This is a genomic window from Sulfitobacter sp. SH24 (genome assembly GCF_965641895.1).
GTDB classification, from domain to species: domain Bacteria; phylum Pseudomonadota; class Alphaproteobacteria; order Rhodobacterales; family Rhodobacteraceae; genus Sulfitobacter; species Sulfitobacter dubius.
The window spans coordinates 2,292,983-2,315,863 of the sequence record NZ_OZ282575.1 but is presented as its reverse complement, the minus strand read 5'-3'; the positions used below and the strand labels follow the sequence as shown (position 1 = coordinate 2,315,863).

The window sequence follows — 22,881 nt, the reverse complement described above, 5'->3', positions numbered from 1 at the left end:
GTCCGGCGCCATGAATACGCTGAATATCCCCGACCTGCGCGGCAGGCTGACCCCCGACCGCGCCTTGAGCGAACTGACATGGCTGCGCGTTGGCGGGCCTGCAGATTATCTTTTTCAACCCGCTGACATAGAGGATCTGTGTACCTTAATGCGCCGACTGCCACAAAAGGTGGCGGTATTTCCGATGGGCGTGGGCAGCAACCTGATCGTACGCGATGGCGGGCTGCGGGCAGTGGTGATCCGTCTTGGGCGCGGCTTTAACGGGATCGAGATTGACGGCGACCAAGTGACCGCCGGGGCGGCAGCGCTGGATGCGCATGTGGCGCGCAAGGCGGCGGACGCGGGGCTGGATCTTACCTTTCTGCGCACCATCCCCGGCAGCATCGGCGGAGCCTTGCGCATGAATGCAGGCTGCTATGGCACCTACACGGCAGACCACTTCGTCTCTGCCCAAGCTGTGACCCGCGCGGGGGAGGTGGTGACCCTCACCGCTGATGACCTCAACTTCCGCTACCGCCAGTCCGACCTTTCGCCCGGTTCGGTGCTGATCAGCGCGACCTTTGCGCCGCCCAAAGCGGAGCCGGAGGCGCTTCACGCGCGGATGGAGGAGCAGCTTGCCAAACGCGATGAAACGCAACCGACCAAGGACCGGAGCGCCGGATCGACCTTTCGCAACCCGGCGGGGTTTTCCTCAACGGGGAAGGCAGATGATGTGCATGACCTCAAGGCGTGGAAAGTGATTGATGATGCCGGGATGCGCGGTGCCACTATCGGCGGGGCGCAGATGAGCCCGAAACATTCAAACTTCCTGATTAATACCGGGGCGGCCACGGCAGATGATCTCGAAACCTTAGGCGAAGATGTGCGAAAAAAGGTTTACGCTTCAAGCGGTATAAGGCTAGAATGGGAAATTATGCGCGTCGGTGAAAAATTGGGTGATCCGGTGTCGCAGGGCTGAGCCTTTGGGCGGTGGCTAAGTGACGGAAAAACAAAGATAACAACGATAGGGGCCGCAAACGGCCCGAGGCAAAGAGGCACTTTGGTGGGTAAGTCGAGCGGACAGACCCCGACAGTGGCGGTATTGATGGGCGGCCCCTCGGCTGAGCGTGAGGTGTCTTTGTCCAGTGGGCGTGCATGCGCCGCTGCCTTGCGGGAACATGGCGGATATAACGTGGTCGAGGTCGATGCAGGCCGCGATCTCGCTGCCGTACTTGCCGATCTGAAACCCTTTGCCGTATTGAATTGCCTGCATGGCCGTTGGGGCGAAGATGGCTGTGTGCAGGGCCTGCTTGAGTGGCTGCATATTCCTTATACGCATTCTGGGGTGCTGGCCTCGGCGCTGGCGATGGACAAGCAGCGGTCTAAAGACGTGTTCCGCCATGCGGGGCTGCCGGTGCTGGAAAGCGTCATCGCGCCCAAGGCCGATGTGATGGCCTCTCATGTCATGGCGCCGCCCTATGTGGTCAAACCCAACAACGAAGGCTCCTCAGTCGGCGTTTACCTCGTGGCCGAGGAAAACAACGGCCCGCCGCAACTGTCGGACGACATGCCCGCCGAGGTGATGGTCGAGACCTTTGCCCCGGGGCGTGAGTTGACGACCACCGTGATGGGCGACCGTGCGCTGGCGGTGACGGATATCATCACCACCGGCTGGTATGATTACGACGCGAAATACAAGCCCGGCGGCTCGCGCCACGTTGTGCCCGCCGATCTGCCGCAAGAGATTACCGATCTGTGTTTCGACTATGCCCGCCGCGCCCATGCGGCGCTTGGCTGCAAAGGCGTCAGCCGCACCGATTTCCGTTGGGATGAGGCACGCGGAGTTGACGGGTTAATCCTGCTTGAGACCAACACCCAGCCCGGCATGACCGCCACTTCGCTCTCGCCCGAGCAGGCCGCAGCCTGCGGCATTTCATTCCCTGAGCTTTGCGCTTGGATGGTGGAGGACGCCTCATGCGATCGCTGATCCGCCGCCGCCCCGAAACAGGCAAGGCCGATCCCGCCCCCTCGCGGTGGTCATGGCGCATGCAGCGGTTGATGCTGACACCGGGTTTCCGCTTTGCTCTGCGCGTGGGGCTGCCTTTCACGCTGAGCCTTCTGGCCGGTACGATCTACATGGCCGACGAAGAGCGCCGCGGCACCGTGGTGCAGGCCATCGCCGATGTCCGCGCCAGCATCGAAGAGCGGCCCGAGTTCATGGTCAAGCTCATGGCCATCGACGGGGCGAGTGACATGCTCTCGACCGAAATCCGCACTGCGCTGCCGCTGGAATTTCCGCTGTCCTCCTTCGATCTCGATCTGCCGCAGATCCGCGAGAAGATCACCGATATCGACGGGGTGAAACAGGCCAATGTGCGCATCCGCCCCGGTGGCGTGTTGCAAATTGACGTGACCCCGCGCGTGCCCATCGCCGTCTGGCGCAATGAAACTGGGCTGGCTCTGGTGGACAATACCGGCGCGCATGTGGCACGGATCGAGGCGCGGCGCGACCATGCCGATCTGCCCCTGATCGCCGGGGCAGGGGCCGCCAAGGCGGTGCCAGAGGCGCTCAAGCTAATCGCAGCGGCGAACGTACTGGGTGACCGTCTGCGCGGCTTGGTCCGCGTCGGAGGGCGCCGCTGGGACGTGGTGCTGGACCGCGATCAGACGATCATGTTGCCCGAAGAAAATGCGCTGCAAGCGCTGGAGCGGGTGATCGCGCTGGAAGGCGCACAAGAAGTTCTCACGCGGGATGTGGCGCGTGTGGACATGCGGTTGGCGGCAAGACCAACCCTAAGAATGAACGAAGATGCCACCCGCGAATGGTGGCACATCAGGCAGCTTTCCGGCCAGTAAGATGGCCATTGGAATCGGGACAGTAACGAAATGATGGACCTATACGACAGTCAGCGTTCGATGCGGCACATGCGCAAATTGGCGATCCAACGCGGGGTGGTTGCCATTTTGGATGTGGGCAGTTCCAAGATCGCCTGTCTGGTGCTGCGGTTTGACGGCATTACCCATGACGGAGAGAATGGCGACATTGGCTCTCTGGCCGGGCAGTCGGGGTTCCGGGTCATCGGGGCGGCGACCACCCGCTCGCGCGGGGTCCGCTTTGGTGAGATCTGCGCCATGGGCGAGACCGAGCGCGCGATCCGCACCGCACTTCAAGCCGCGCAGAAGATGGCCGGTATCCGGGTTGACCACGTTATTGCCTGTTTCTCGGGCGGGGAGCCGCGCAGTTATGGCCTCGACGCTTCGGTGGAACTGGAGGGGCAATCGGTCTCGGAGCAAGACGTGGCCCGCGTGCTGGCGGGCTGTGACGTGCCGGAATACGGCGAGGGCCGCGAGGTGCTACACGCCCAGCCGGTGAACTTTGCGCTGGATCACCGCAGTGGTCTGGCCGATCCGCGCGGGCAGTTGGGCAACAGCCTGTCGGTGGACATGCACATGCTCACCGTCGATGCCGATACGGTCCAACACCTCGCGCATTGCATCAAACGCTGTGATCTCGAACTCGCGGGCATCGCCTCCTCCTCCTATGCCTCGGGCATCTCGGCGCTGGTTGAGGATGAACAGGAACTCGGCGCGGCCTGTATCGACTTTGGCGGCGGCACCACCGGCGTGTCTATCTTTATCAAGAAACATATGATCTATGCCGACACCGTGCGTATGGGCGGCGATCACGTTACGTCGGATATTTCCATGGGGCTGCAAGTGCCGATGGCCAACGCCGAACGGATCAAGACCTTCTACGGCGGCGTGCATGCCACTGGAATGGATGACCGCGATATGATCGAGATCGGCGGCGAGACGGGCGATTACGAACACGACCGCCGCACCGCCAGTCGGGCCGAGTTGATCGGCATCATGCGTCCGCGCGTTGAAGAGATCCTCGAAGAGGTCCGCGTTCGGCTGGATGCTGCCGGTTTTGACCACTTGCCCAGCCAACAGATTGTACTTACCGGGGCAGGCAGCCAGATACCGGGTCTTGATGGGCTTGCCAGCAAGATCCTTGGCCAGCAGGTCCGTCTGGGGCGTCCGCTGCGTGTGCACGGCCTGCCACAGGCGGCAACCGGGCCGGGCTTTGCATCTGCCGTGGGCCTTGCGCTCTTTGCGGCGCATCCTCAGGACGAGTGGTGGGATTTCGACATCCCTGCCGATCGCTACCCGTCACGCTCGCTCAAGCGGGCGGTGAAATGGTTTAGAGACAACTGGTGACCCCAATATCGGGTGCCAGGCCCGAGATAAGGCGGAAACAGGCAAGATTTTGCCCATATTTAGCGTCAAAATGACGTTTTTTAGGTGACGATCCGGCCCTAGGCCGGTAGGGTCGGGTAAATTTGGTCGAAAAAACCCCCGCGGGATGCGGGCAACTGGACAGGCGGACAGCACATGACACTCAACCTTTCAATGCCAGGACAAGATGATCTGAAACCCCGTATCACCGTCTTTGGTGTTGGTGGGGCGGGCGGCAACGCGGTCAATAACATGATCGAAAAAGAGCTGGACGGCGTTGACTTCGTTGTGGCGAACACCGACGCACAGGCGCTCCAGCAGGCCCGGGCCGACAACCGCGTTCAGCTTGGCATCAAGGTCACCGAAGGTCTGGGCGCGGGCGCCCGTGCTAGCGTCGGCGCTGCCGCTGCCGAAGAGAGCATCGAGCAGATCGTTGACCACCTTGCCGGCGCGCATATGTGCTTCATCACCGCAGGCATGGGCGGCGGCACCGGGACAGGTGCGGCCCCGATCATCGCCCAAGCGGCCCGCGAACTGGGTGTGCTGACCGTTGGCGTCGTGACCAAGCCCTTCCAGTTTGAGGGTGCCAAGCGCATGCGTCAGGCCGAAGACGGTGTTGAGACGCTGCAAAAGGTCGTCGACACGCTGATTATCATTCCCAACCAGAACCTTTTCCGTCTGGCCAACGAAAAGACCACCTTCACCGAAGCCTTCTCGCTCGCCGATGACGTGCTGTACCAAGGTGTGAAGGGCGTGACCGACCTGATGGTCCGTCCGGGCCTGATCAACCTCGACTTTGCCGACGTTCGCGCCGTGATGGACGAAATGGGTAAGGCGATGATGGGCACAGGCGAGGCCGAGGGCGAAGATCGCGCCATCCAGGCCGCCGAAAAGGCCATCGCCAACCCGCTGCTGGACGAAATCAGCCTGCGTGGTGCCAAGGGCGTTCTCATCAACATCACTGGTGGCCACGACCTTACCCTCTTCGAACTCGACGAAGCGGCGAACCGTATTCGCGAAGAAGTGGACCCCGAGGCGAACATCATCGTCGGCTCCACGCTGGACGAGAGCCTTGGTGGCCTGATGCGCGTCAGCGTTGTTGCCACCGGTATCGACGCCACCGATGTGAACACTGAAATGCCGGTCCCGCGCCGCTCCATGAGCCAGCCGCTGCGTCAGAACGTATCGGTTGACGATGTGGCGCAGGTTTCTGCCGCGCAGGCACCCGTTGCAGCACCTATCGCCGCAGAAACAACACAGGAAGTAGAGCAGGCCGCCCTGTTCCAAGACCTTCAGCCGACACAGCGCGACCAAGACCGCTATGAAGAAGAGAACGTCGTCGAAGATGACGATGGTCTGCCCGCACCAGCGTATCAGCCAGAGGTCGCCGCATTTGAGCCTCGTCAAGAAGAAGCGATTGAGGCCGAGCCCGAAGCATTCGTCGCGCCCCGCGCGCCGACGCCCGGCACGCCATCCCCCGAGGCACTGGCCCGGCTGCGCGCCGCTGCGCAAAAAGCAGCGCCCGAACAGCACCGTCAGGCTCAGCAGCAGCAGGGTGAGCAGGGCGACAAAGGTCGCTTTGGAATCAACTCTCTGATCAACCGGATGACCGGCCACGCCGAAGGCGAAGCGCAGCCGCGCCCTGCACGTCAGCAGCCTCCGGTGCAGACTCGTGCCTCTGCTGCGGCGCCGCAGCCGCAAGAAAGCAATGATCCCGATCAAGAACGCATCGAAATTCCCGCGTTCCTGCGCCGTCAGGCCAACTGATCCGATCACGATAGATGAAGAGAGGGTCGCCTTGGGGCGGCCCTTTTTCCTTTTAGATCAGTCTTTTGCAAACAGCTCGGCACGCTAGCGCCCAAATGTTGCAGTCATGTTTCAGACCGTTGCAAAGATTGAGTTGAGCAAAATGAACCAGCGCCTTAATCCAGAGTTCAACACACAAGAAGATGTTCGAAGCGTGAGGATTACCCGGTGCAGACAACAATTAAATCAGCAGTAAGCTTTTCTGGCACAGGCCTGCACTCTGGTCTGCCTGCGACTGTAACACTGCGTCCGGCCTCTGCCCATCATGGTATCTGGTTCTCGCGCAGCGATGTCGCTGTTGGTGACCGTTTGATCCCCGCCCGTTGGGACGCGGTGAACCGTTCGCCCCTCTGCACCAAGCTGGAAAACCGCACCGGCCTGTCGATCTCTACAGTAGAGCATCTGATGGCCGCTGTTTCGGGCTGTGGCATCCATAACCTGCTGATCGAAATCGACGGCCCCGAAGTGCCGATCCTTGATGGGTCTTCCGTGCCTTTCGTGCGGGGCATCATGCAGCGGGGCTTGCGTCAGCTTGCCGCGCCTGTGATGGCGTTTGAAGTGCTTAAGACCGTAACCGTGCAGGATGGTGATGCGACCGCGAGTATTTCGCCAGCGGATACGCTGCGGATCGACTTTGAGATCGATTTCGCCGATGCCGCCATTGGCCATCAGCGCAAATCGCTGACCATGAACAACGGCTCATTTGCACGCGAACTTTGTGACAGCCGCACCTTCTGCCGTCAGGCGGACGTCGAAGCGATGCAGGCCAATGGGCTGGCACTTGGCGGCGAAGCCGGTGAAAACGCGGTGGTTTTCGATGGCGATGCGGTTGTCAGCCCCGGTGGTCTGCGCCACGCGGATGAGCCTGTGCGTCACAAAATGCTCGACGCGCTTGGTGATTTGGCACTGGCCGGTGCACCGCTGTTGGGTCATTACGAAGGCAAGCGGGCAGGCCATTCTCTGACCAACACATTGCTGCGCGCGCTTTTCGCGACACCAGACGCCGTGCGTTTGATCACCTGTGATGCGGCTCAGGCGGCACGGCTTCCGGGCTTTGGGCTGGTCTGGGATGAAATCCCGCAGGTTGCTTGATCTAGGGGCGGGTTCACGCGCAGGTTAAGTGATGCCAAACCTCAGGTCGCCCGCACGCCGAAGTGCCATTGAACGCTCCGCCAATGCCTTGTATTCACTAAACTGAAGTGACAAGCCTGCCCCGGTAACACGCCGTTGCGTGACCGCCGATGGGTGGGGGTGGAATGGGCGTTTTGCAACGCAGATTATTGTGCTAGTCACATGCGCAAGAGGGTCAATGACCATGGGTTGGACGATGCAAGGGGTGCGGGCATGACGGTAGCAGGATCGCGCAAGCGGACGATCAGTGCGGTGCTTCTGGTCGCAACATTGGCGGCCTGCGGCGGTGGCGACGGACGATCAGACGGGAGTTTCCTCAACCCAAAGGAAATCCCGCTCGAAACCTACTCGGCCGAGCAGATTTTTGAGCGCGGCGAATATGAGATCACCAACAACAATCCCGGTGAAGCGGCGTTTTATTTCGCTGAGATCGAGCGCCTCTACCCCTATTCCGAATGGGCCAAACGCGCGCTGATCATGCAGGCTTTTGCCTACCACAAGGATCAGGATTACCCCAACAGCCGCTCGGCTGCGCAGCGGTTCATCGATTTCTATCCCGCCGAAGATGATGCCGCCTATGCGCAGTATCTCTTGGCGCTCAGCTATTATGATCAGATCGACGAAGTGGGCCGCGATCAGGGGCTGACTTTCCAAGCGCTGCAATCGCTGCGCGCTGTGATCGAAGATTATCCTGATAGCGAATATGCCCGTTCCGCGATCCTGAAATTTGACCTCGCCTTTGACCATTTGGCAGGCAAAGAAATGGAGATCGGCCGCTACTATCTGCGCCGCGATCACTATACTGCTGCGATCAACCGGTTCCGCGTGGTAGTAGAGGATTTCCAGACAACGACCCACACAGCCGAAGCGCTGCACCGTCTGGTGGAATCCTATCTCTCGCTGGGTCTGGACCAAGAGGCACAGACAGCGGCAGCGGTTCTGGGGCACAACTACCGTGGCTCGGAATGGTACGAAGACAGCTATAAACTGCTGACGGGCCGGGGCCTTGCGCCGACCTTCTACAAAGACAATTGGCTGGGTGCCGCCTATCGTCAGACCATCAAAGGCGAGTGGCTATAAAGGGGGTGGGGCAAACCCACCCGACGGTTATTTCCGATGCTGCGCGGACTTGATATTTCGGACATGCTGATCATCGACCGGCTGGAGCTTGGCTTCCAACCGGGGCTGAATGTGTTGACGGGTGAAACCGGCGCGGGCAAGTCTATCTTGTTGGATTCCCTTGGTTTTGTTCTCGGCTGGCGGGGCCGTGCCGATCTGGTACGGCAAGGGGCCGAGCAGGGCGAGGTAACGGCGTGGTTTGATCTGCCGCCAGCCCATCCAGCCCATGCGCTGCTCGAAGAAGCCGGGTTGCCGGGCGGGGACGAATTGATTCTGCGCCGCATTAATACCTCTGACGGGCGCAAGACGGCTTGGGTAAATGACCGGCGCTGCTCGGGCGAGGTGCTGCGGCGACTTTCTGAGACATTGGTGGAATTGCATGGCCAGCACGATGACCGTGGCCTGCTCAACCCGCGCGGCCACCGTGCGATCCTTGATGATTATGCCGGAAATGCCCACGCAATCGCTGGGGTACGGGAGGCTTGGACCGCCCTCGGCGCAGCCCGTAAGGCCGCCGCCGCCGCAGCCGCCGAACGTGACGCCATCGCCGCCGAAGAGGAATTTCTACGCCACGCGGTAGCCGAACTCGACAAACTCGCCCCCGAAGAGGGAGAAGAAGCCACGCTCGACACCCGCCGCCGCCAAATGCAAGGTGCCGAAAAGATCCGCCGCGATGTGGTGAACGCCTATGAGTTAATGGGCCAGGGCGGCGCTGAAACGGCGATGGGCGATGCGCTGCGCTGGCTCGACGGTGTGGCCGACAAGGCCGAAGGCGCGTTAGAAGGCCCACTTGCCGCGCTGAACCGCGCCATGGTGGAATTGGATGAGGCGATGTCCGGCGTGGCCGATGCGATCGACGGCATGTCATTCGACCCCTACGAATTGGAAGCCTGCGAAGAGCGGCTTTTCGCAATCCGGGGACTGGCGCGGAAACATGACGTGCAACCCGATGAATTGGCTGGGTTCGCCGACACACTGCGTACCAAACTCAACGCGCTTGACGCAGGCGAGGCCGCGCAGGCCGAATTGGAAAAGGCCGTGCACAATGCTCAGGCGCTGTATGACGAACGCGCCGCTGCCTTGACCGAAAAGCGGCGCAAGTCTGCGGCCAAGCTCGACAAAGCCGTGGCGGCCGAACTAGCGCCGCTCAAAATGGAACGCGCCGTTTTTGAAACACAGGTCACCCAAGACGCTCCGGGCCCCGAAGGCCGCGATGCGGTGTCGTTCACCGTGGCAACCAACCCCGGCGCGCCTGCTGGGCCATTGGGCAAGATCGCATCGGGCGGGGAGCTCAGCCGGTTTCTTTTGGCGCTTAAGGTCTGTCTGACGCAAAGCCAAGCAGGCCTAACATTGATTTTCGATGAGATTGACCGTGGGGTGGGGGGCGCCACCGCAGACGCCGTAGGCCGCCGTCTGAAGGCGTTGGCTGCTGAGGGGCAGGTGCTGGTCGTCACCCACTCGCCTCAGGTCGCGGCATTGGGCGCGCATCACTGGCGCGTGGCCAAATCGGTTGCCAAGGGCATGACCACCTCAACGGTCACGGCACTCGCCCCCGAAGAACGGGTGGACGAAGTCGCGCGGATGCTCGCGGGCGATACGATCACCGATGCCGCCCGCGCGGCAGCGCAGGCATTGCTTAACGGGCAACAGGGCGCGACGACTTCTTAAATGGCGGTTTTACCCAAGGTCAGCTTGCCCTAGACAGAAAGGGTCCAACTGGTCCAAGTCCCATGCCTCCGCAAGATAACGCATTCTTTTCCCAACAACTGCATCAGGCGCTCGGCGGCTGCAAACAGGGCTGGACGGTGCTGCGCACCCGGGGGCCGGGCAAGATCACCTTTTGGTTCATCGCGTTGTTGGTGGGCATTGCGGCGGGCTTCGCGGCCTTGTTCTTTCGCAAAGGGATCAACTGGTTACAGGCCACGCTTTACGGTACGGACGACGTGCAATTCTTGCACAGCTTTCTCGCCGGGTTGCCGTGGTATTGGGTGGTGCTGATCCCGACGTTGGGCGGGCTGCTTGTTGGGTTGATCCTGCACCGCTTTACCCGCGACGGGCGTGCCCGCAGCGTCGGCGATGTGATCCTCGGGGCCGCCTTGCATGACGGTCGGGTCGAAACACGAGCCGGGGTGGCCTCGGCACTGGCCTCGCTCATCACCCTCTCGACGGGCGGCTCATCAGGCCGCGAAGGGCCGGTGGTGCATCTGGCCGCTGTAATCTCGACCAAGGTCAGCCGCTTTATCAAGGCCGATGGAATCACCGGTCGTGATCTGTTGGGCTGCGCGGTGGCGGCGGCGGTTTCCGCGAGCTTCAACGCCCCCATCGCCGGGGCGCTTTTTGCGCTTGAAGTCGTGCTGCGGCACTTCGCAGTCCATGCCTTCGCGCCCATCGTGATCGCTTCGGCGGCAGGCACGGTAATCAACCGGCTAGAGTTCGGCGGGCTGACCGAGTTCGTCTTGCCCAGCCTTGGGGATGTGCAATTCTACGTCGAACTGCCTGCTTTCCTGCTGCTGGGGCTGACCTGCGGCTTGGTCTCTGTCGTGCTCATGCGCTCGATCTTTTGGGCCGAAGATTTCGGCAACTATCTACAGGCCCGCACCGGTCTGGCGCGTTGGCTACGCCCAGCGGTGGCGGGCGCGATTCTTGGGATTATTGCGCTTTGGTTCCCGCATATTATCGGCGTCGGTTATGAGACGACGTCCCGTGCACTGGTGGGCGAATTGGTCCTGCATGAGGTGATTATCTTTGCTGTGCTCAAGGTCGCTGCCGTGGCGATCACGTTGGGCGGGCGCATGGGGGGCGGCGTCTTTTCGCCCTCGCTGATGGTGGGCGCGCTCACCGGGCTGGCCTTTGGCTTGATCGCGACTGGCGTGTTCCCCGAGATCTCCGGCTCTTCCTCGCTTTACGCGCTGGCGGGCATGGGGGCCGTTGCCGCCGCCGTGCTTGGCGCACCGATATCGACGACGCTCATCGTCTTTGAAATGACCGGAGACTGGCAGACCGGCCTCGCCGTGATGGTCGCCGTCAGCATGTCGACCGCACTGGCGTCAAAGCTGGTGGATCGCTCGTTTTTCCTTACCCAGATGGAACGTCGCGGCATCCATCTGGCGGCGGGGCCACAGGCCTATCTGCTGTCGATGTTTATGGTGGGTCGGATCATGCGCCGCCCGGATGACGAGGGCGCCGCCTCAGAAGACGCCTGTTGGGATTTGATCGACAAGGGTACCTATATCGACGGCAGCGCCACGCTTGAGGCCGCTCTGCCGCTGTTCGACCAGACGCATTCCAACTTCATCCCGGTGGTTACCCTCAGCGCCGATGCGCCGCCCGAACTGCTGGGCGCTTTGTTCCACGTCGATGCGCTGAAGGCCTATAACCGCGCCCTCGCCGCCACCGCGGCAGAGGAGCATTCCTGAGCCGCGCTCAGATACGTTCGATGGCGATTTCTTCCATTGGGGTGAAAGCCAGATAGCCCTTGATCGCCGCCACATCCTCTTTGGGGTCTTCGTAAGACCAGACGGCATCTTCCAAGGTGCGGCTTTTAGTCACGACCGAAAAATAGCTGGCTTCGCCCTTATGGGGGCAATGGGTGGTCTTATCTGTACCATCAAGGAAGGCCATTGCGATATCACCACGCGGGAAATAGATCACCGGGGGATAGTCCCCCTCGCGCAGTTCCAGCGCGCCTGTGCTCTCACCCAGCACTGCCCCGCCAGCGCGGACAACCCATGTGCCTTGGGCCGGAGTGATCGTAATATGGTCGGACATGCCGTACCCCCCTTTTTACTGAAATCGGACGCTCATAGCGGCGCCGTTGCCGCATCCAACCACAGTTTTGTAACAGGTGATACCCGCGGCCCGATCTTTTCCGCAACGTCGCGGTGATAGGCGTTCAACCAATCGCGTGCTTCGGGGCTCAGCGCCTTGATATCGATTAAGCGCCGATCAATCGGCACAAGCGTCAACGTGCGCCAATCCAGCATTTTGCGATGCGCGTCACCGCCGGGCAGGGCGGGCGCCTCCTGGACCACCAGCAGGTTCTCGATGCGAATGCCAAACGCCCCTTCGCGGTAATAGCCCGGCTCGTTGCTCAGGATCATACCCGGTTGCAACGGAACATGGCTCATCCGGCTCAGCCGCTGCGGCCCCTCATGCACCGACAGGTAAGCGCCAACGCCATGCCCCAAACCATGATCAAAATCCTGCCCCGCCATCCAAAGCGGCAAACGCCCGAGCATTTCAATATCCCGCCCGGCCAGCCCGCGCGGCCACCGCAGACGGCTCATGGCGATCATACCCGTTAGCACCCGGGTAAAGGCGCTACGTGCCTCAGCATCGGGCGTGCCGATGGCGATGGTGCGGGTGATATCTGTGGTCCCGTCAAGGTACTGGCCGCCACTATCAAGCACCAACAGATGCCCGTTTTGCAGCACACTGTCGGTCTCTTCGTTCACCCGGTAATGGATGATCGCCCCGTTTGGCCCGGTGCCAGAGATCGTCTCAAAACTGATATCGCGTAGGGAAGGATCTCGGCGGCGCAGCTCTTCCAACTGGCGCACCACCTCGGTCTCCGTGACGGTTCCCGGTTCTTGCGCATCCAGCCACGCCAGCAACTCCACCACTGCTGCCCCGTCACGCAGATGCGCCTCAGCGGCTCCGGTAATCTCGGCCTCATTTTTGCAGGCCTTGGGCAAAGCGCATGGGTCTTCTCCTGCCTCAGCACGGGCCCCCAGCAGATCGGCAAACAACACCGGAGCCGACTGTCGATCAAGCCGCACCGGGCCCTCCAGCTCGCGCAGATAGTCGGGCAAATCAGCGGGATCACGCTGCCTTACGTGCGGCCCCAGATGATCCGTTAAGACGGTCAGTTTTTCTGCCGCCATAAACAGATCGACGCGCGCATCGTCATGCAGCACAGCAAACCCATGTGCCACCGGATTGCGCGGAATGTCCTGCCCGCGAATGTTAAGCAACCAGTTGTGGCTGTCGGGCAGCGTGATCAGTGCCGCTTTCAGCCCCGCTTCACGCAATTGCACCGCCAAGCGCTGACGCTTAGCCTCATGGCTCTCTCCGGCAAACTCCATAGGATGCGCCGCCGCTAATGTCATCGGCGCGTCGGGCTGATCGTCCCAAATGCGATCCACCATATTGTCCACGCGCCGCATCTCAATACCCGAGCCCGCCAGCGTCTCTTCCAGCCCAGCGATTTGGGCGGGCGTATGCAGCCACGGATCAAAACCAACGACACCGCCCTCAGGCAATTGGCCCTTCAACCAATCGGCCAAAGACACCTCGGGCCATGCCACGGGCGTAAAGACATCCGCCACCTGCGCCTTGACCTGCGTGCGATAGCGCCCGTCGATAAAGACCCCTGCAACACCCTGCAGTGCTGCACAAAACCCGGCAGAGCCCGTAAACCCCGTCAGCCACGCCAAACGGTCATCACGCGGGGCGACATATTCCCCCTGATGCGCATCGGCGCGCGGGACCAAGAACCCGTCCAAGCCTGCCCGGACCAATTCTGCGCGCAGCGCCGCCAGCCGCGGCGGCCCCTGTTCCGGACGCGCGGTGACCTCGAAACTCTGGAACACACGCCCCTCCTTCATCCTTTTTCAAATACCGTCCGACGGCTCAGCCCACGCGACGCATGCCCATGACACGCGCCCGTTTCCGCGGATCACTGTCAAAAAGCGCGGCAAGCTGCTCGGTCATCGCTCCGGCAAGCTGATCCACATCCGTAATCGTCACCGCGCGGTCGTAATATCGCGTTACATCATGGCCGATGCCAATCGCCAGCAGTTCCACCGCGCGGCGTTTTTCGACCATCGCGATCACGTCCCGCAGGTGCTTTTCCAGATAGTTGGCCGGGTTCACCGACAGCGTGCTGTCATCCACCGGCGCACCGTCTGAAATCACCATCAGGATCTTGCGCGCCTCATGCCGTGCCAACATGCGACGGTGCGCCCATTCCAGCGCCTCGCCGTCGATATTCTCTTTCAGCAGACCCTCTTTCATCATCAGACCAAGGTGGTCTCGGGTCCGCCGCCAAGGGGCGTCAGCGGATTTATAGATAATATGCCGCAGATCGTTCAGCCGTCCGGGTTGCGCAGGCCGCCCGTCGTTCAACCACGCCTCCCGCGCCTGACCACCCTTCCACGCACGGGTGGTGAAGCCGAGGATCTCGACCTTCACATTGCAGCGCTCCAAGGTCCGCGCCAACACATCCGCACAGATCGCAGCGATGGAGATGGGCCGCCCGCGCATAGAGCCGGAATTGTCCAGCAGCAGCGTCACCACGGTGTCGCGGAACTCCGTATCCTTCTCTACCTTAAAGCTGAGCGGCGTGGTGGGGTTGGCCACCACCCGCGCCAGACGGCCCGCATCCAGCGTGCCTTCTTCGAGGTCAAACTCCCAAGAGCGGTTTTGCTGCGCCTGCAACCGGCGTTGCAGCTTGTTGGCCAGCCGGCCAACGGCACCTTTGAGCGGCTCCAACTGCTGATCCAGATAGGCGCGCAGGCGTTCCAATTCGATGGGTTCGGCCAATTCCTCGGCCCCGATCACCTCGTCATGCTCGCCCAGATAGACGCGGTATTCCGGGTCGGCGTCTGAGACGGGCGGTGGGGGCGGCGGGTCCATGGGCGCGTCGCCCTCGGGCATATCGGCCTCGTCGCCCAATTCCTGATCGGCCTCATCATCCATCGAGACCTGCGCCTGACTTTCATCCTGCTGCTGCTCTTGGCTGTTCTCGGGCGTGCCTTCAGCCTCTTCCTCGTCCTGATCGTCTTGACCGGTGCTGTCGGGGTCTTGCTCCTCCTCTGCACCTTCCTCGGCTTGATCCTCTTGCTCATCGTCTTGGCTGTCCGGGTCGTCGCCCAATTGGTCGCCATAGCCAAGATCGGAAATCATTTTACGTGCCAGCCGTGCAAAATCGGCCTGATCGGCGAGGCTGCCGTCGAGCCCCTCCAAGGTGCCTCCGGCCTGATCCTCAATAAAGCCGCGCCAAAGCTCCATGGCATTCTCGGCCCCGGGGGGCAGCGGTCGCCCGGTGGCGAGATGGCGCACCATATAGCCCGCGGCGACCGAAAGCGGCACGTCGCTGGCCTGTTTGGCCTGATCGTAGCCCTTGCGCAGCGCGTCATGTTTGATCTTTACGTCGATATTGCCCGCCGTGCCGGGCATGTCGCGCGCGCCCATTGCCTCGCAACGGGCGGTTTCCATGGCCTCATATAGCTCGCGTGCCATGTCGCCTTGGGGCGCATAACGGGCATGGGTTGCGTCATCATGATAGCGGCGGTTCAGCGCCAGCGCATCGGCGGTGCCGCGGGCCAGCAAAACCTCTTCGCGGGTCATCCGGCGGCTGACCTGTGGCAGGCGCATCGCGTCACCGGAAAGCCCTGACGGATCAACGGAATAGCTGACGTTCAGCTCGGCGTCATCGGCCATGACCTTGGTCGCCTCAGCGAGGGCCTTTTTGAACGCGTCAGCGGGGTTGTCGGATTTCTTCATGAGCCCATGCCTCTGTCAGCTATGGCATGAGGTTTGGCAGGTTTTCGCAGGAGGGTCAAAGGGGCAGGACGCCCTGTCCATGCGCCAATTCCCGCCCATGGTTCACGCTAGGCGGGAACCCCCATGCCTGTTTGGGCATTTCCCAATCACATCGACGCAATGATGCCTCTCTGAGATCGGGCACCGCCGCGTCTTGTTTATTAGGAGGAAGAACAATGACCAATCTTATGCAACATGCCAGCCGCCTCGCGCTGGTCACCGTTTTAAGTGCGACCCCGCTGGCCCTTGCCGCGCAGGACACGGCGACCGAGCCGATGACAGAGCCCGCGCAAGAAGAGAGCACCGAGCAAGCGCCGATGACTGATACCGATGCTGCAAGCGATACGGCAACGGATGACACAGCCGCAGAAGAGATGAACGATACGGCAGAGGCACCGGCGACTGATATGGCCCCAGAAGGCGATACCGAAGCCGCTGAAGGCTCTGACGCGACATCGATGACTGATACCGCAGAAACGCCGATGGCTGACGACACCGCGCCCGACGCGATGGCCGAAGCCCCCGCCGATGCAGCCCCTGCCGAAGAGCCGGTGAAGCCTGTCGAAGGCCAGATCACCATGCAGAGTGAAAACACTATCCTTGCCGATGATCTGATCGGAAGCAGTGTATACTCTGACGCGGGCGAGTCGATTGGTGATGTTGACGACCTGATCGTCAATCTTGATGGCACCGTCGAAGGTGTCGTGATCGGTGTCGGCGGATTCCTCGGCATGGGCGAGAAATGGGTCGCGGTTGAGATGGACAGCCTGTCCACCATGACTGACGAATCCGGCACTTTGCGTCTTGTGTCCTCGGCCACGAAGGCTGATCTGGAAGCCGCCGAAGCCTTCGTGACAGCTCAGGATATGGAGGCCGCAAGCCAAGCGACTGAAGATCCCGCAGTGGTCCCAGAAGCTGGCACCGCCGAGCCGGTGAATTAAGCCAAGACTGCAGTATAGATATGCAAAGGGGCGCTGAAATCAGCGCCCCTATTTATGTGGTAATGTAAGGTTACCTTAGCCCAAGCTAAGGCTCGCCGCGCTTTCTGGCAGTTCTTCGTCAAACAGACGCTGGTAGAATTCCGCGACGGTTTGGCGCTCCAACTCATCACATTTGTTGAGGAAGGACAGGCGGAAGGCATAGCCGACGTTGCGGAAGATTTCCGCGTTCTGCGCCCATGCGATGACAGTACGCGGGCTCATTACCGTCGACAGTTCACCATTCATAAAGGCGGTCCGGGTCAGGTCGGCCACGGTGACCATCTGCTTGAGGGTCTTGCGGCCCTTTTCGGTGTTGTAATGCGGGTTCTTGGCCAGCACGATCGCGGTTTCAGCGTCGATGCTGAGGTAGTTCAACGTGGCGACAAGGCTCCAACGGTCCATCTGCGCTTGGTTGATCTGTTGGGTGCCGTGGTAAAGGCCGGTGGTGTCGCCCAAGCCAACGGTGTTTGCCGTGGCGAAAAGACGGAAATAGGGGTGCGGGGTGATGATCTCGTTCTGATCCATCAGCGTGAGCTTGCCATCATGCTCCAGCACGCGCTGGATCACGAACATCACATCGGCGCGGCCCGCGTCATATTCATCAAAAACGATGGCGGTCGGGTTGCGCAGCGCCCAAGGCAGAATGCCTTCGTGGAATTCGGTGACCTGCTTGCCGTCGCGCAGTTTGATCGCGTCTTTGCCGATCAGGTCGATCCGGCTGATGTGGCTGTCGAGGTTGACGCGCACGGTGGGCCAGTTCAGCAGGGCCGCGACCTGTTCAATATGGGTCGATTTGCCGGTGCCGTGGTAGCCTTGGATCATGACGCGTCGGTTGTGGGTGAAACCCGCAAGGATCGCCAGCGTGGTGTCAGGGTCAAACTTATAGGTGCTGTCGATGTCCGGCACGCGGCTGGTGCGCTGCGGGAACCCTTTGACGACCATATCGGTGTCGATGCCAAAGACATCGCGCACCGAGAGTTCTTCGGTGGGTTTCATGTCGTGTTCCAGTGCACCGTCGGCCATCGCTCGTCATCCTTTTCCTTAGGCGCGCGGTCGGGGCCGCGCGCGTATCTGGTGCAACATATCGTGCATATCCGCAAGGGGAAGGGGGCAACTGGCATTATCCGCAACCGACCGCTGGTCCAGTCGCTGGATCAGTCCTTGAAGTTGCGGCTACCTTTGATCTGGTCCCATGCCCAGACGACCAGTTGCAACTGCTCTTCCTGACTGCGGTCGCCGCCATTCATATCGGGGTGCAGCACTTTGATCAGCGCTTTGTAGGCTTTGCGCACCTCGGGTTTGGTCCAAGTGTCCTTGGCTTCGAGAATCTCAATCGCGCGGCGCTCGGTCGGGGGCAGGCGGCGGCCCGCTTGCTGGCCCTTGCCGGGGTTCTGGGTCGCGTTCTTGCCCAAAACCTGATGCGGGTCTTCGATGCCAAGGCGTGCCCATGCGCGCTGCTCTGGATCACCCAGCGGTTTGGTGGCGCGTTCCCAGACCTTGTCCTTGGACATTTGCGCGTTCAACTCAGCCTCGGTGGTGCCGTCGAAAAAGCTCCACTTCGCGTTGTATTCGCGGACGTGTTGCTGGCAGAACCAGAAGTAATCATCGAGCACATCGGGGGCCTTGGGCGCGCGGAACTTGCCCGGCTCATCGCAGCCTTCATGGTCGCAGATGCGCGTCGATGTCTCTGACGCACCGGACATGCCGCGACGGCCGCGGGGGTTTTTCTTTTTGGAGGACGACACGGACATGTCGAATCCGAAGGGATCAGCTTTTGGCATGTGGATAGACCTTTCCGACTCAGGCCGGTCACCATATACCCTGCGTCGCAGGATTGAAGGGGGCCGAGGTAAAAAACATGTCGACAACACAAGAGATTTCAGACCGGCTGGAAGCCGCATTTGCGCCGCGAGAATTGGATGTGGTGGATGACAGCGAAAGCCATCGCGGTCATGCCGGGTTTCAAGAGGGGGGCGAAAGCCACTTTAACGTGCGCATCCGCTCAGAGCGTTTCAAGGGTCAGAACCGGCTGGCGCGGCACCGTGCGGTGCACAGTGCCTTGGGGCCGGATCTGATGGGGCGCATTCATGCGCTGGCGCTGGATCTGGACGAATAAGGCCCGGGTTTAGGGCTTTGATTTGTCCTCATCTTCGTCGGTTTTCCCCGGCGAAGATGCTTCCGACCCTTCCTTTGCCGGGGTGTCGGAAAGAAAGGCAGGAGGTGTCGCCACTTCGGCGGGCTCCTCTTTCACGGGTGCGCCATCCTCAGGCGTGATGGAGGCGGGCGCATCGGCCTGAAGCGCCGTGTCGTCGCCTTCAATCGTGGCGGCCAATGCAGGTGTTGCAGCAACGGCGGGGGACGGCAGCAGATCGGTGTCATCCGGCTGGCTGGCCGCGTTTGCCAAGCGGCGGAACACCAGCACATTGCGCCATTCTGTCGTCGTTGAGGTCAGGCCAGACCGTTCTTGCGAGGGCAAAGTCTCAGCTCGTTGGTACTCCCAGCCCTCGGCGGCCTGTTCGTTCAGACACTCTTCCAACGTCTTGGCGAAGCGCGCTTCGGGGGCTTTCAGACCTTTGGCTTTCTGCCCTTTGGTGGGGGCGGGAAGGATCTTGTATTCGTAGCGCATAGGGGCCTCGGCTGGGTTGGCGACATGAGCCGCGTCAGGTGAGTTTCAGACGGATTTGCGGCGGATGCCGATGCGGCGACCGGCCTGCGCCGGTGTGGGCAATTTGGCATGGCTGCGGCGCATCGCGTCAAGATGGGTCAAGATATGGTCCGGCATGGGGGCCGCACGCGGGCCGGACTGGTCCACATGCAGCGTCAGCCCCTCGGCGGTGGCAGCGAGCCAGCCGTCGACGTGCCAAAGCTCTTGAAAACTGTGAAACCGCTTCTCGTCATGGTCGAGCAGTTGGAGGGTGGTGTAGACGCGGTCACCTTCGTGCAATTCACGTAAGTAACAAACGTGGAATTCGGCCACATAAGTGGTGCAGCCCGTGCGCTGGTATTCTGGCCCCAGACCGATTTCGGCATAGGCTTGGTCAACGCCCTGATCGAACAGGACGTTGTAATAGGCCATGTTCAAATGGCCATTAAAATCAATCCATTCGGGGAGAACCGTCATCTCGCTCGAACGGAAGGGGGCCGCGGTCTCGCTCATTGCTGGGCGAGCTTGCGCGACACGATTTCGTTGACCGCCTTGGGGTTGGCCTTGCCGCCTGTGGCTTTCATTACCTGACCGACGAACCAACCCGCGAGTTTTGGGTTCTGCTGCGCCTTGGCGACCTGATCGGGATTGGCGGCGATGATTTCATCCACTGCGGTCTCGATCGCGCCCGTGTCGGTTACCTGCTTAAGGCCTTCGGTCTCGACAATCTCAGCCGGGTCGCGGCCAGTTGTATAGGTGATTTCAAAGACTTCCTTGGCGATCTTGCCGGAAATTGCATCAGAGGCGATCAGATCGACAATCGCGCCTAACTGCGCCGGGGTGACCGGGCTGTCGGTGATGCTCTTGTCGTCTTTCTTCAGCCGCCCAAAGAGTTCGTTGATGACCCAGTTCGCGGCCATCTTGCCATCACGGCCCTGCGCCACGGCCTCAAAATAGCCCGCGCTGTCGAGGTCAGCCGTCAGCACGGAAGCGTCATAGTCGCTCAGCCCGAAGTCACCGATAAACCGCGCTTTTTTCTGGTCCGGCAGTTCCGGCAGGTTGGCGGCGATCTCATCCACCCAGGCCTGCTCGATCTCCAGCGGCAGCAGATCGGGGTCGGGGAAGTAGCGGTAGTCATGCGCTTCTTCTTTGGAGCGCATGGAGCGGGTTTCTTGCTTGTCTGGGTCGAACAGACGCGTTTCCTGCACCACTTCGCCACCGGCTTCGACAATCGCGATCTGGCGTTTGGCTTCGACTTCGATGGCTTGCTGGATAAAGCGCATGGAGTTCATGTTCTTGATCTCGCAGCGGGTGCCCAGATGGCTGAAATCCTGCGTTTCCTGATACTTCTCGTACTGGCCCACGCGGCAGATCGACACGTTCACATCTGCACGCATCGCGCCCGACTGCATGTCGCCGTTGCAGGTGCCCAGATAGCGCAGGATCTGACGCAGTTTGCTTAGGTAGGCGGCGGCCTCTTCAGGCCCGCGGATGTCGGGGCGCGAGACGATCTCCATCAGGCAGACGCCGGTGCGGTTCAGGTCCACGAAGGACATGTTCGGGTCCATGTCGTGGATCGACTTGCCCGCGTCCTGTTCCATATGGATGCGCTCGATCCGCACGAGCCGCGCGGTGCCGTCGCCCAGTTCCACCAGTACTTCGCCTTCGCCGACGATGGGTTCATAAAGCTGGCTGATCTGGTAGCCCTGCGGCAGGTCGGGGTAAAAGTAGTTCTTGCGGTCGAAAGCGGACTTCAGGTTGATCTCTGCCTTGAGACCCAGCCCGGTGCGAACCGCCTGTTCGACGCAGTATTCATTGATCACCGGCAACATGCCGGGCATCGCGGCATCGACGAAGGCGACATTGCTGTTCGGCTCGGCGCCGAATTGGGTCGACGCGCCCGAGAACAGCTTGGCGTTTGACGCGACCTGCGCGTGCACCTCCATCCCGATGACCAGTTCCCAGTCATGTTTGGCACCGGCAATCACGCGCGGTTTCGGGGTGTCGTAACTCAGATCAAGCATCGCGGCCGCCTTCGGTCAATTGGAACTTGGCCGGTCATACTGGAGCGCACCACGCGCTTCAAGAGGCAGGCTTAGCCCGGCAGGGCAATCTGGCGGCGACCTTCGGTGAAAATGACCCTTTTGCCTGCCTCAATCTCGCGCTGAAACAGGCCGGTAATGATGCGCATTGCCTCTTCACGGCCCGATGCGGCAAAGCGGCTGGGGGAGCGGACGCGGAGATTGTTGTCAAAGCCGCGTGCAGCATGTGCCCAGAGCAGCGGGTGCAGTTCCGTCATATGGTCCCGTACGATCCAGCGCGCGCAATCGGCGATCTCTGCGCGTACTTCACCGGCGGCATCCTCTGATGGGGCGGCTTGGCCAATGGCGCTGGCACAATAGGACGCCAGTAGATTGGCGGTGTGTGGGTCGGGTCGACGTTCAAGGATGTCGCGCAAGCCTTCGATAAAGAACGGCAGATCAAGGTTGGCACAGGCCCGCGCATCGCAGCTGATCGCGTCGAATTGCACCCAGGTATAGCCGCCCGCGCCCCATGTTTCTTCGGTCCGCGCAGCGGTGCGGCGGGCCTCGAGTTCCAATTGGTCATATGAGCCATGCCACCGCGGCAGGAGGTGGTTGCCCATGGCCCGCATAGGGCGCGGGTTTTCCGGGTTCAAGTCAATGAGCCGTTCATAGCGGTCAGCAACCATGCGGGCGTCAGCGCCTGATCCCCCAAGCAAGGCACAGCGCGTCGCCGCGAGCAGGGGCGAGCCCGCCGTGTCCTTTTCGAATGGCACGAGGATTTCCTCAGCGCGGTCAAAATGTGCCTCAAAGGCTGTGCGATTGCGGGCGGGCACATCGCCGTCCCACCCCGTGCCGCGCCATGCCCAGCCGATGTCCATATGCGCTTGGGCCACAATTGCGGCGATCACGTGGCTTTTGGAATGGTCGGCCAGCACATGTTCCAAGGCCTCGATCCCGGCCATCAGCGGCGCATCACTAGCGGGTTTGCCATCGAACAGCGCGTGTTCGGCGGCAAGAATCACATCCGCCCGGGCGCCAAAGGCCATGAGTTCGGCCACCGGCATCCCGCCGGGTGTCATTTCGCGGTTTTCGTCGGCGTCATGCAAGAGAGCGGCCATTTCCTCCCAACGTTCCTGACGCACCAGCCACTGCGCGCGGTACTGATGACGGTCGCGGTGCATCTCTTCGGTGGTGGGGTCAGGGCAGGCGATCCGAAGCAAGGCACCGCGCGGCGCACGGCGGCGTAACAGCGGCATTTCCAGCGGCTCAACTTCGGAATTGCAGGGGACGGGTTTCGCAAAGAACCCCTGCAAAGCGGACGGGATCATATTAGAGAGTTTCTTCATCTGGGGCCGGTCCTGCCTGATATTTGTCGATGGTTAATGTGTGGCGGGGCAATGGGGCGGAACCGTGT

The 22,881-nt window shown here is 61.3% G+C and carries 20 protein-coding genes; 11 read left to right on the top strand and 9 right to left on the bottom strand.

Annotated features, from left to right (window positions below; all coding sequences use genetic code 11):
- Window positions 1-10 precede the first annotated feature (10 nt).
- The 9 genes from murB to ACSQ16_RS13970 all read left to right on the top strand — a co-directional run bounded on the left by murB (window position 11) and on the right by ACSQ16_RS13970 (window position 11,690).
- On the top strand, window positions 11-958 hold the full coding sequence (gene murB, locus ACSQ16_RS14010) for a UDP-N-acetylmuramate dehydrogenase (protein ID WP_243262697.1): 948 nt from the start codon (window positions 11-13) through the stop codon (window positions 956-958).
- Window positions 959-1,042: 84 nt separating this feature from the next.
- Window positions 1,043-1,966, top strand: a complete 924-nt coding sequence (locus ACSQ16_RS14005; protein WP_243262698.1) for a D-alanine--D-alanine ligase — start codon at window positions 1,043-1,045, stop codon at window positions 1,964-1,966.
- Window positions 1,954-2,835 carry a cell division protein FtsQ/DivIB gene (locus ACSQ16_RS14000; protein ID WP_243262699.1) on the top strand — a complete coding sequence of 294 codons (882 nt, stop codon included), beginning with the start codon at window positions 1,954-1,956 and terminating at the stop codon, window positions 2,833-2,835. The genes ACSQ16_RS14005 and ACSQ16_RS14000 overlap by 13 nt, the downstream gene beginning before the upstream one ends.
- Window positions 2,836-2,865: 30 nt before the next feature.
- Complete coding sequence (gene ftsA, locus ACSQ16_RS13995; RefSeq protein WP_093926621.1) at window positions 2,866-4,200, top strand: cell division protein FtsA; 1,335 nt, start codon at window positions 2,866-2,868, stop codon at window positions 4,198-4,200.
- A 174-nt stretch (window positions 4,201-4,374) separates the two neighbouring features.
- A complete protein-coding gene (gene ftsZ, locus ACSQ16_RS13990; protein WP_093926620.1) occupies window positions 4,375-5,985 on the top strand; it encodes a cell division protein FtsZ in 1,611 nt (536 codons plus the stop codon).
- Window positions 5,986-6,192: 207 nt separating this feature from the next.
- Window positions 6,193-7,116 carry a UDP-3-O-acyl-N-acetylglucosamine deacetylase gene (gene lpxC, locus ACSQ16_RS13985; protein ID WP_243262700.1) on the top strand — a complete coding sequence of 308 codons (924 nt, stop codon included), beginning with the start codon at window positions 6,193-6,195 and terminating at the stop codon, window positions 7,114-7,116.
- Between the two features lie 252 nt (window positions 7,117-7,368).
- The gene (locus tag ACSQ16_RS13980; protein ID WP_243262701.1) at window positions 7,369-8,235 is read left to right on the top strand and encodes an outer membrane protein assembly factor BamD; all 867 of its coding nucleotides are present in this window, start codon (window positions 7,369-7,371) and stop codon (window positions 8,233-8,235) included.
- 36 nt (window positions 8,236-8,271) lie between these two features.
- Complete coding sequence (gene recN, locus ACSQ16_RS13975) at window positions 8,272-9,942, top strand: DNA repair protein RecN (RefSeq protein ID WP_243262702.1); 1,671 nt, start codon at window positions 8,272-8,274, stop codon at window positions 9,940-9,942.
- 62 nt (window positions 9,943-10,004) lie between these two features.
- Window positions 10,005-11,690: a chloride channel protein gene (locus ACSQ16_RS13970; protein ID WP_243262703.1), complete on the top strand. Its 1,686-nt coding sequence runs from the start codon at window positions 10,005-10,007 to the stop codon at window positions 11,688-11,690.
- 7 nt (window positions 11,691-11,697) lie between these two features.
- Here ACSQ16_RS13970 and ACSQ16_RS13965 read toward each other — a convergent pair whose 3' ends face one another.
- From ACSQ16_RS13965 to cobT, 3 genes are read right to left on the bottom strand one after another with little or no spacing between them, the layout of a single operon-like run.
- The gene (locus ACSQ16_RS13965; RefSeq protein ID WP_093926615.1) at window positions 11,698-12,042 is read right to left on the bottom strand and encodes a DUF427 domain-containing protein; all 345 of its coding nucleotides are present in this window, start codon (window positions 12,040-12,042) and stop codon (window positions 11,698-11,700) included.
- A gap of 32 nt (window positions 12,043-12,074) precedes the next feature.
- A complete protein-coding gene (locus ACSQ16_RS13960; RefSeq protein WP_243262704.1) occupies window positions 12,075-13,865 on the bottom strand; it encodes an aminopeptidase P family protein in 1,791 nt (596 codons plus the stop codon).
- Between the two features lie 40 nt (window positions 13,866-13,905).
- Window positions 13,906-15,780: a cobaltochelatase subunit CobT gene (gene cobT, locus ACSQ16_RS13955; protein ID WP_243262705.1), complete on the bottom strand. Its 1,875-nt coding sequence runs from the start codon at window positions 15,778-15,780 to the stop codon at window positions 13,906-13,908.
- A 215-nt stretch (window positions 15,781-15,995) separates the two neighbouring features.
- On the opposite strand from cobT, the gene ACSQ16_RS13950 reads away from it, so the two are divergent.
- The gene (locus ACSQ16_RS13950; RefSeq protein WP_093926612.1) at window positions 15,996-16,760 is read left to right on the top strand and encodes a PRC-barrel domain-containing protein; all 765 of its coding nucleotides are present in this window, start codon (window positions 15,996-15,998) and stop codon (window positions 16,758-16,760) included.
- Window positions 16,761-16,835: 75 nt separating this feature from the next.
- Here ACSQ16_RS13950 and cobS read toward each other — a convergent pair whose 3' ends face one another.
- Together cobS and ACSQ16_RS13940 are read right to left on the bottom strand one after the other, a co-directional pair.
- Entirely contained in the window at window positions 16,836-17,822 is a 987-nt protein-coding gene (cobS, locus tag ACSQ16_RS13945) for a cobaltochelatase subunit CobS (RefSeq protein WP_067625494.1), read from the bottom strand.
- A 131-nt stretch (window positions 17,823-17,953) separates the two neighbouring features.
- Window positions 17,954-18,580, bottom strand: a complete 627-nt coding sequence (locus ACSQ16_RS13940; RefSeq protein ID WP_067625492.1) for a J domain-containing protein — start codon at window positions 18,578-18,580, stop codon at window positions 17,954-17,956.
- A 77-nt stretch (window positions 18,581-18,657) separates the two neighbouring features.
- Here ACSQ16_RS13940 and ACSQ16_RS13935 point away from each other — a divergent pair, with 77 nt between their 5' ends.
- The gene (locus tag ACSQ16_RS13935) at window positions 18,658-18,915 is read left to right on the top strand and encodes a BolA family protein (RefSeq protein WP_067625489.1); all 258 of its coding nucleotides are present in this window, start codon (window positions 18,658-18,660) and stop codon (window positions 18,913-18,915) included.
- Window positions 18,916-18,924: 9 nt separating this feature from the next.
- On the opposite strand, the gene ACSQ16_RS13930 is transcribed toward ACSQ16_RS13935, so the two are convergent.
- The 4 genes from ACSQ16_RS13930 to ACSQ16_RS13915 all read right to left on the bottom strand — a co-directional run bounded on the left by ACSQ16_RS13930 (window position 18,925) and on the right by ACSQ16_RS13915 (window position 22,813).
- Window positions 18,925-19,425 carry a DUF4177 domain-containing protein gene (locus ACSQ16_RS13930; protein WP_243262706.1) on the bottom strand — a complete coding sequence of 167 codons (501 nt, stop codon included), beginning with the start codon at window positions 19,423-19,425 and terminating at the stop codon, window positions 18,925-18,927.
- Window positions 19,426-19,470: 45 nt separating this feature from the next.
- Window positions 19,471-19,956 carry a thioesterase family protein gene (locus ACSQ16_RS13925; RefSeq protein ID WP_243262707.1) on the bottom strand — a complete coding sequence of 162 codons (486 nt, stop codon included), beginning with the start codon at window positions 19,954-19,956 and terminating at the stop codon, window positions 19,471-19,473.
- The gene (gene gatB, locus ACSQ16_RS13920; protein ID WP_243262708.1) at window positions 19,953-21,467 is read right to left on the bottom strand and encodes an Asp-tRNA(Asn)/Glu-tRNA(Gln) amidotransferase subunit GatB; all 1,515 of its coding nucleotides are present in this window, start codon (window positions 21,465-21,467) and stop codon (window positions 19,953-19,955) included. The genes ACSQ16_RS13925 and gatB overlap by 4 nt, the downstream gene beginning before the upstream one ends.
- A gap of 71 nt (window positions 21,468-21,538) precedes the next feature.
- Entirely contained in the window at window positions 21,539-22,813 is a 1,275-nt protein-coding gene (locus tag ACSQ16_RS13915; RefSeq protein WP_243262709.1) for a hypothetical protein, read from the bottom strand.
- Window positions 22,814-22,881 lie beyond the last annotated feature (68 nt).

Bases quoted from the DNA above. Each gene is read 5' to 3' on its own strand.
- murB (WP_243262697.1), top strand. From the start codon at position 11: ATGAATACGCTGAATATCCCCGACCTGCGCGGCAGGCTGACCCCCGAC.
- ACSQ16_RS14000 (WP_243262699.1), top strand. From the start codon at position 1,954: ATGCGATCGCTGATCCGCCGCCGCCCCGAAACAGGCAAGGCCGATCCC.
- ftsA (WP_093926621.1), top strand. From the start codon at position 2,866: ATGATGGACCTATACGACAGTCAGCGTTCGATGCGGCACATGCGCAAA.
- ftsZ (WP_093926620.1), top strand. From the start codon at position 4,375: ATGACACTCAACCTTTCAATGCCAGGACAAGATGATCTGAAACCCCGT.
- ACSQ16_RS13980 (WP_243262701.1), top strand. From the start codon at position 7,369: ATGACGGTAGCAGGATCGCGCAAGCGGACGATCAGTGCGGTGCTTCTG.
- recN (WP_243262702.1), top strand. From the start codon at position 8,272: ATGCTGCGCGGACTTGATATTTCGGACATGCTGATCATCGACCGGCTG.
- ACSQ16_RS13970 (WP_243262703.1), top strand. From the start codon at position 10,005: ATGCCTCCGCAAGATAACGCATTCTTTTCCCAACAACTGCATCAGGCG.
- ACSQ16_RS13965 (WP_093926615.1), bottom strand. From the start codon at position 12,042: ATGTCCGACCATATTACGATCACTCCGGCCCAAGGCACATGGGTTGTC.
- cobT (WP_243262705.1), bottom strand. From the start codon at position 15,780: ATGAAGAAATCCGACAACCCCGCTGACGCGTTCAAAAAGGCCCTCGCT.
- ACSQ16_RS13950 (WP_093926612.1), top strand. From the start codon at position 15,996: ATGACCAATCTTATGCAACATGCCAGCCGCCTCGCGCTGGTCACCGTT.
- cobS (WP_067625494.1), bottom strand. From the start codon at position 17,822: ATGGCCGACGGTGCACTGGAACACGACATGAAACCCACCGAAGAACTC.
- ACSQ16_RS13940 (WP_067625492.1), bottom strand. From the start codon at position 18,580: ATGCCAAAAGCTGATCCCTTCGGATTCGACATGTCCGTGTCGTCCTCC.
- ACSQ16_RS13935 (WP_067625489.1), top strand. From the start codon at position 18,658: ATGTCGACAACACAAGAGATTTCAGACCGGCTGGAAGCCGCATTTGCG.
- ACSQ16_RS13930 (WP_243262706.1), bottom strand. From the start codon at position 19,425: ATGCGCTACGAATACAAGATCCTTCCCGCCCCCACCAAAGGGCAGAAA.
- ACSQ16_RS13925 (WP_243262707.1), bottom strand. From the start codon at position 19,956: ATGAGCGAGACCGCGGCCCCCTTCCGTTCGAGCGAGATGACGGTTCTC.
- gatB (WP_243262708.1), bottom strand. From the start codon at position 21,467: ATGCTTGATCTGAGTTACGACACCCCGAAACCGCGCGTGATTGCCGGT.
- ACSQ16_RS13915 (WP_243262709.1), bottom strand. From the start codon at position 22,813: ATGAAGAAACTCTCTAATATGATCCCGTCCGCTTTGCAGGGGTTCTTT.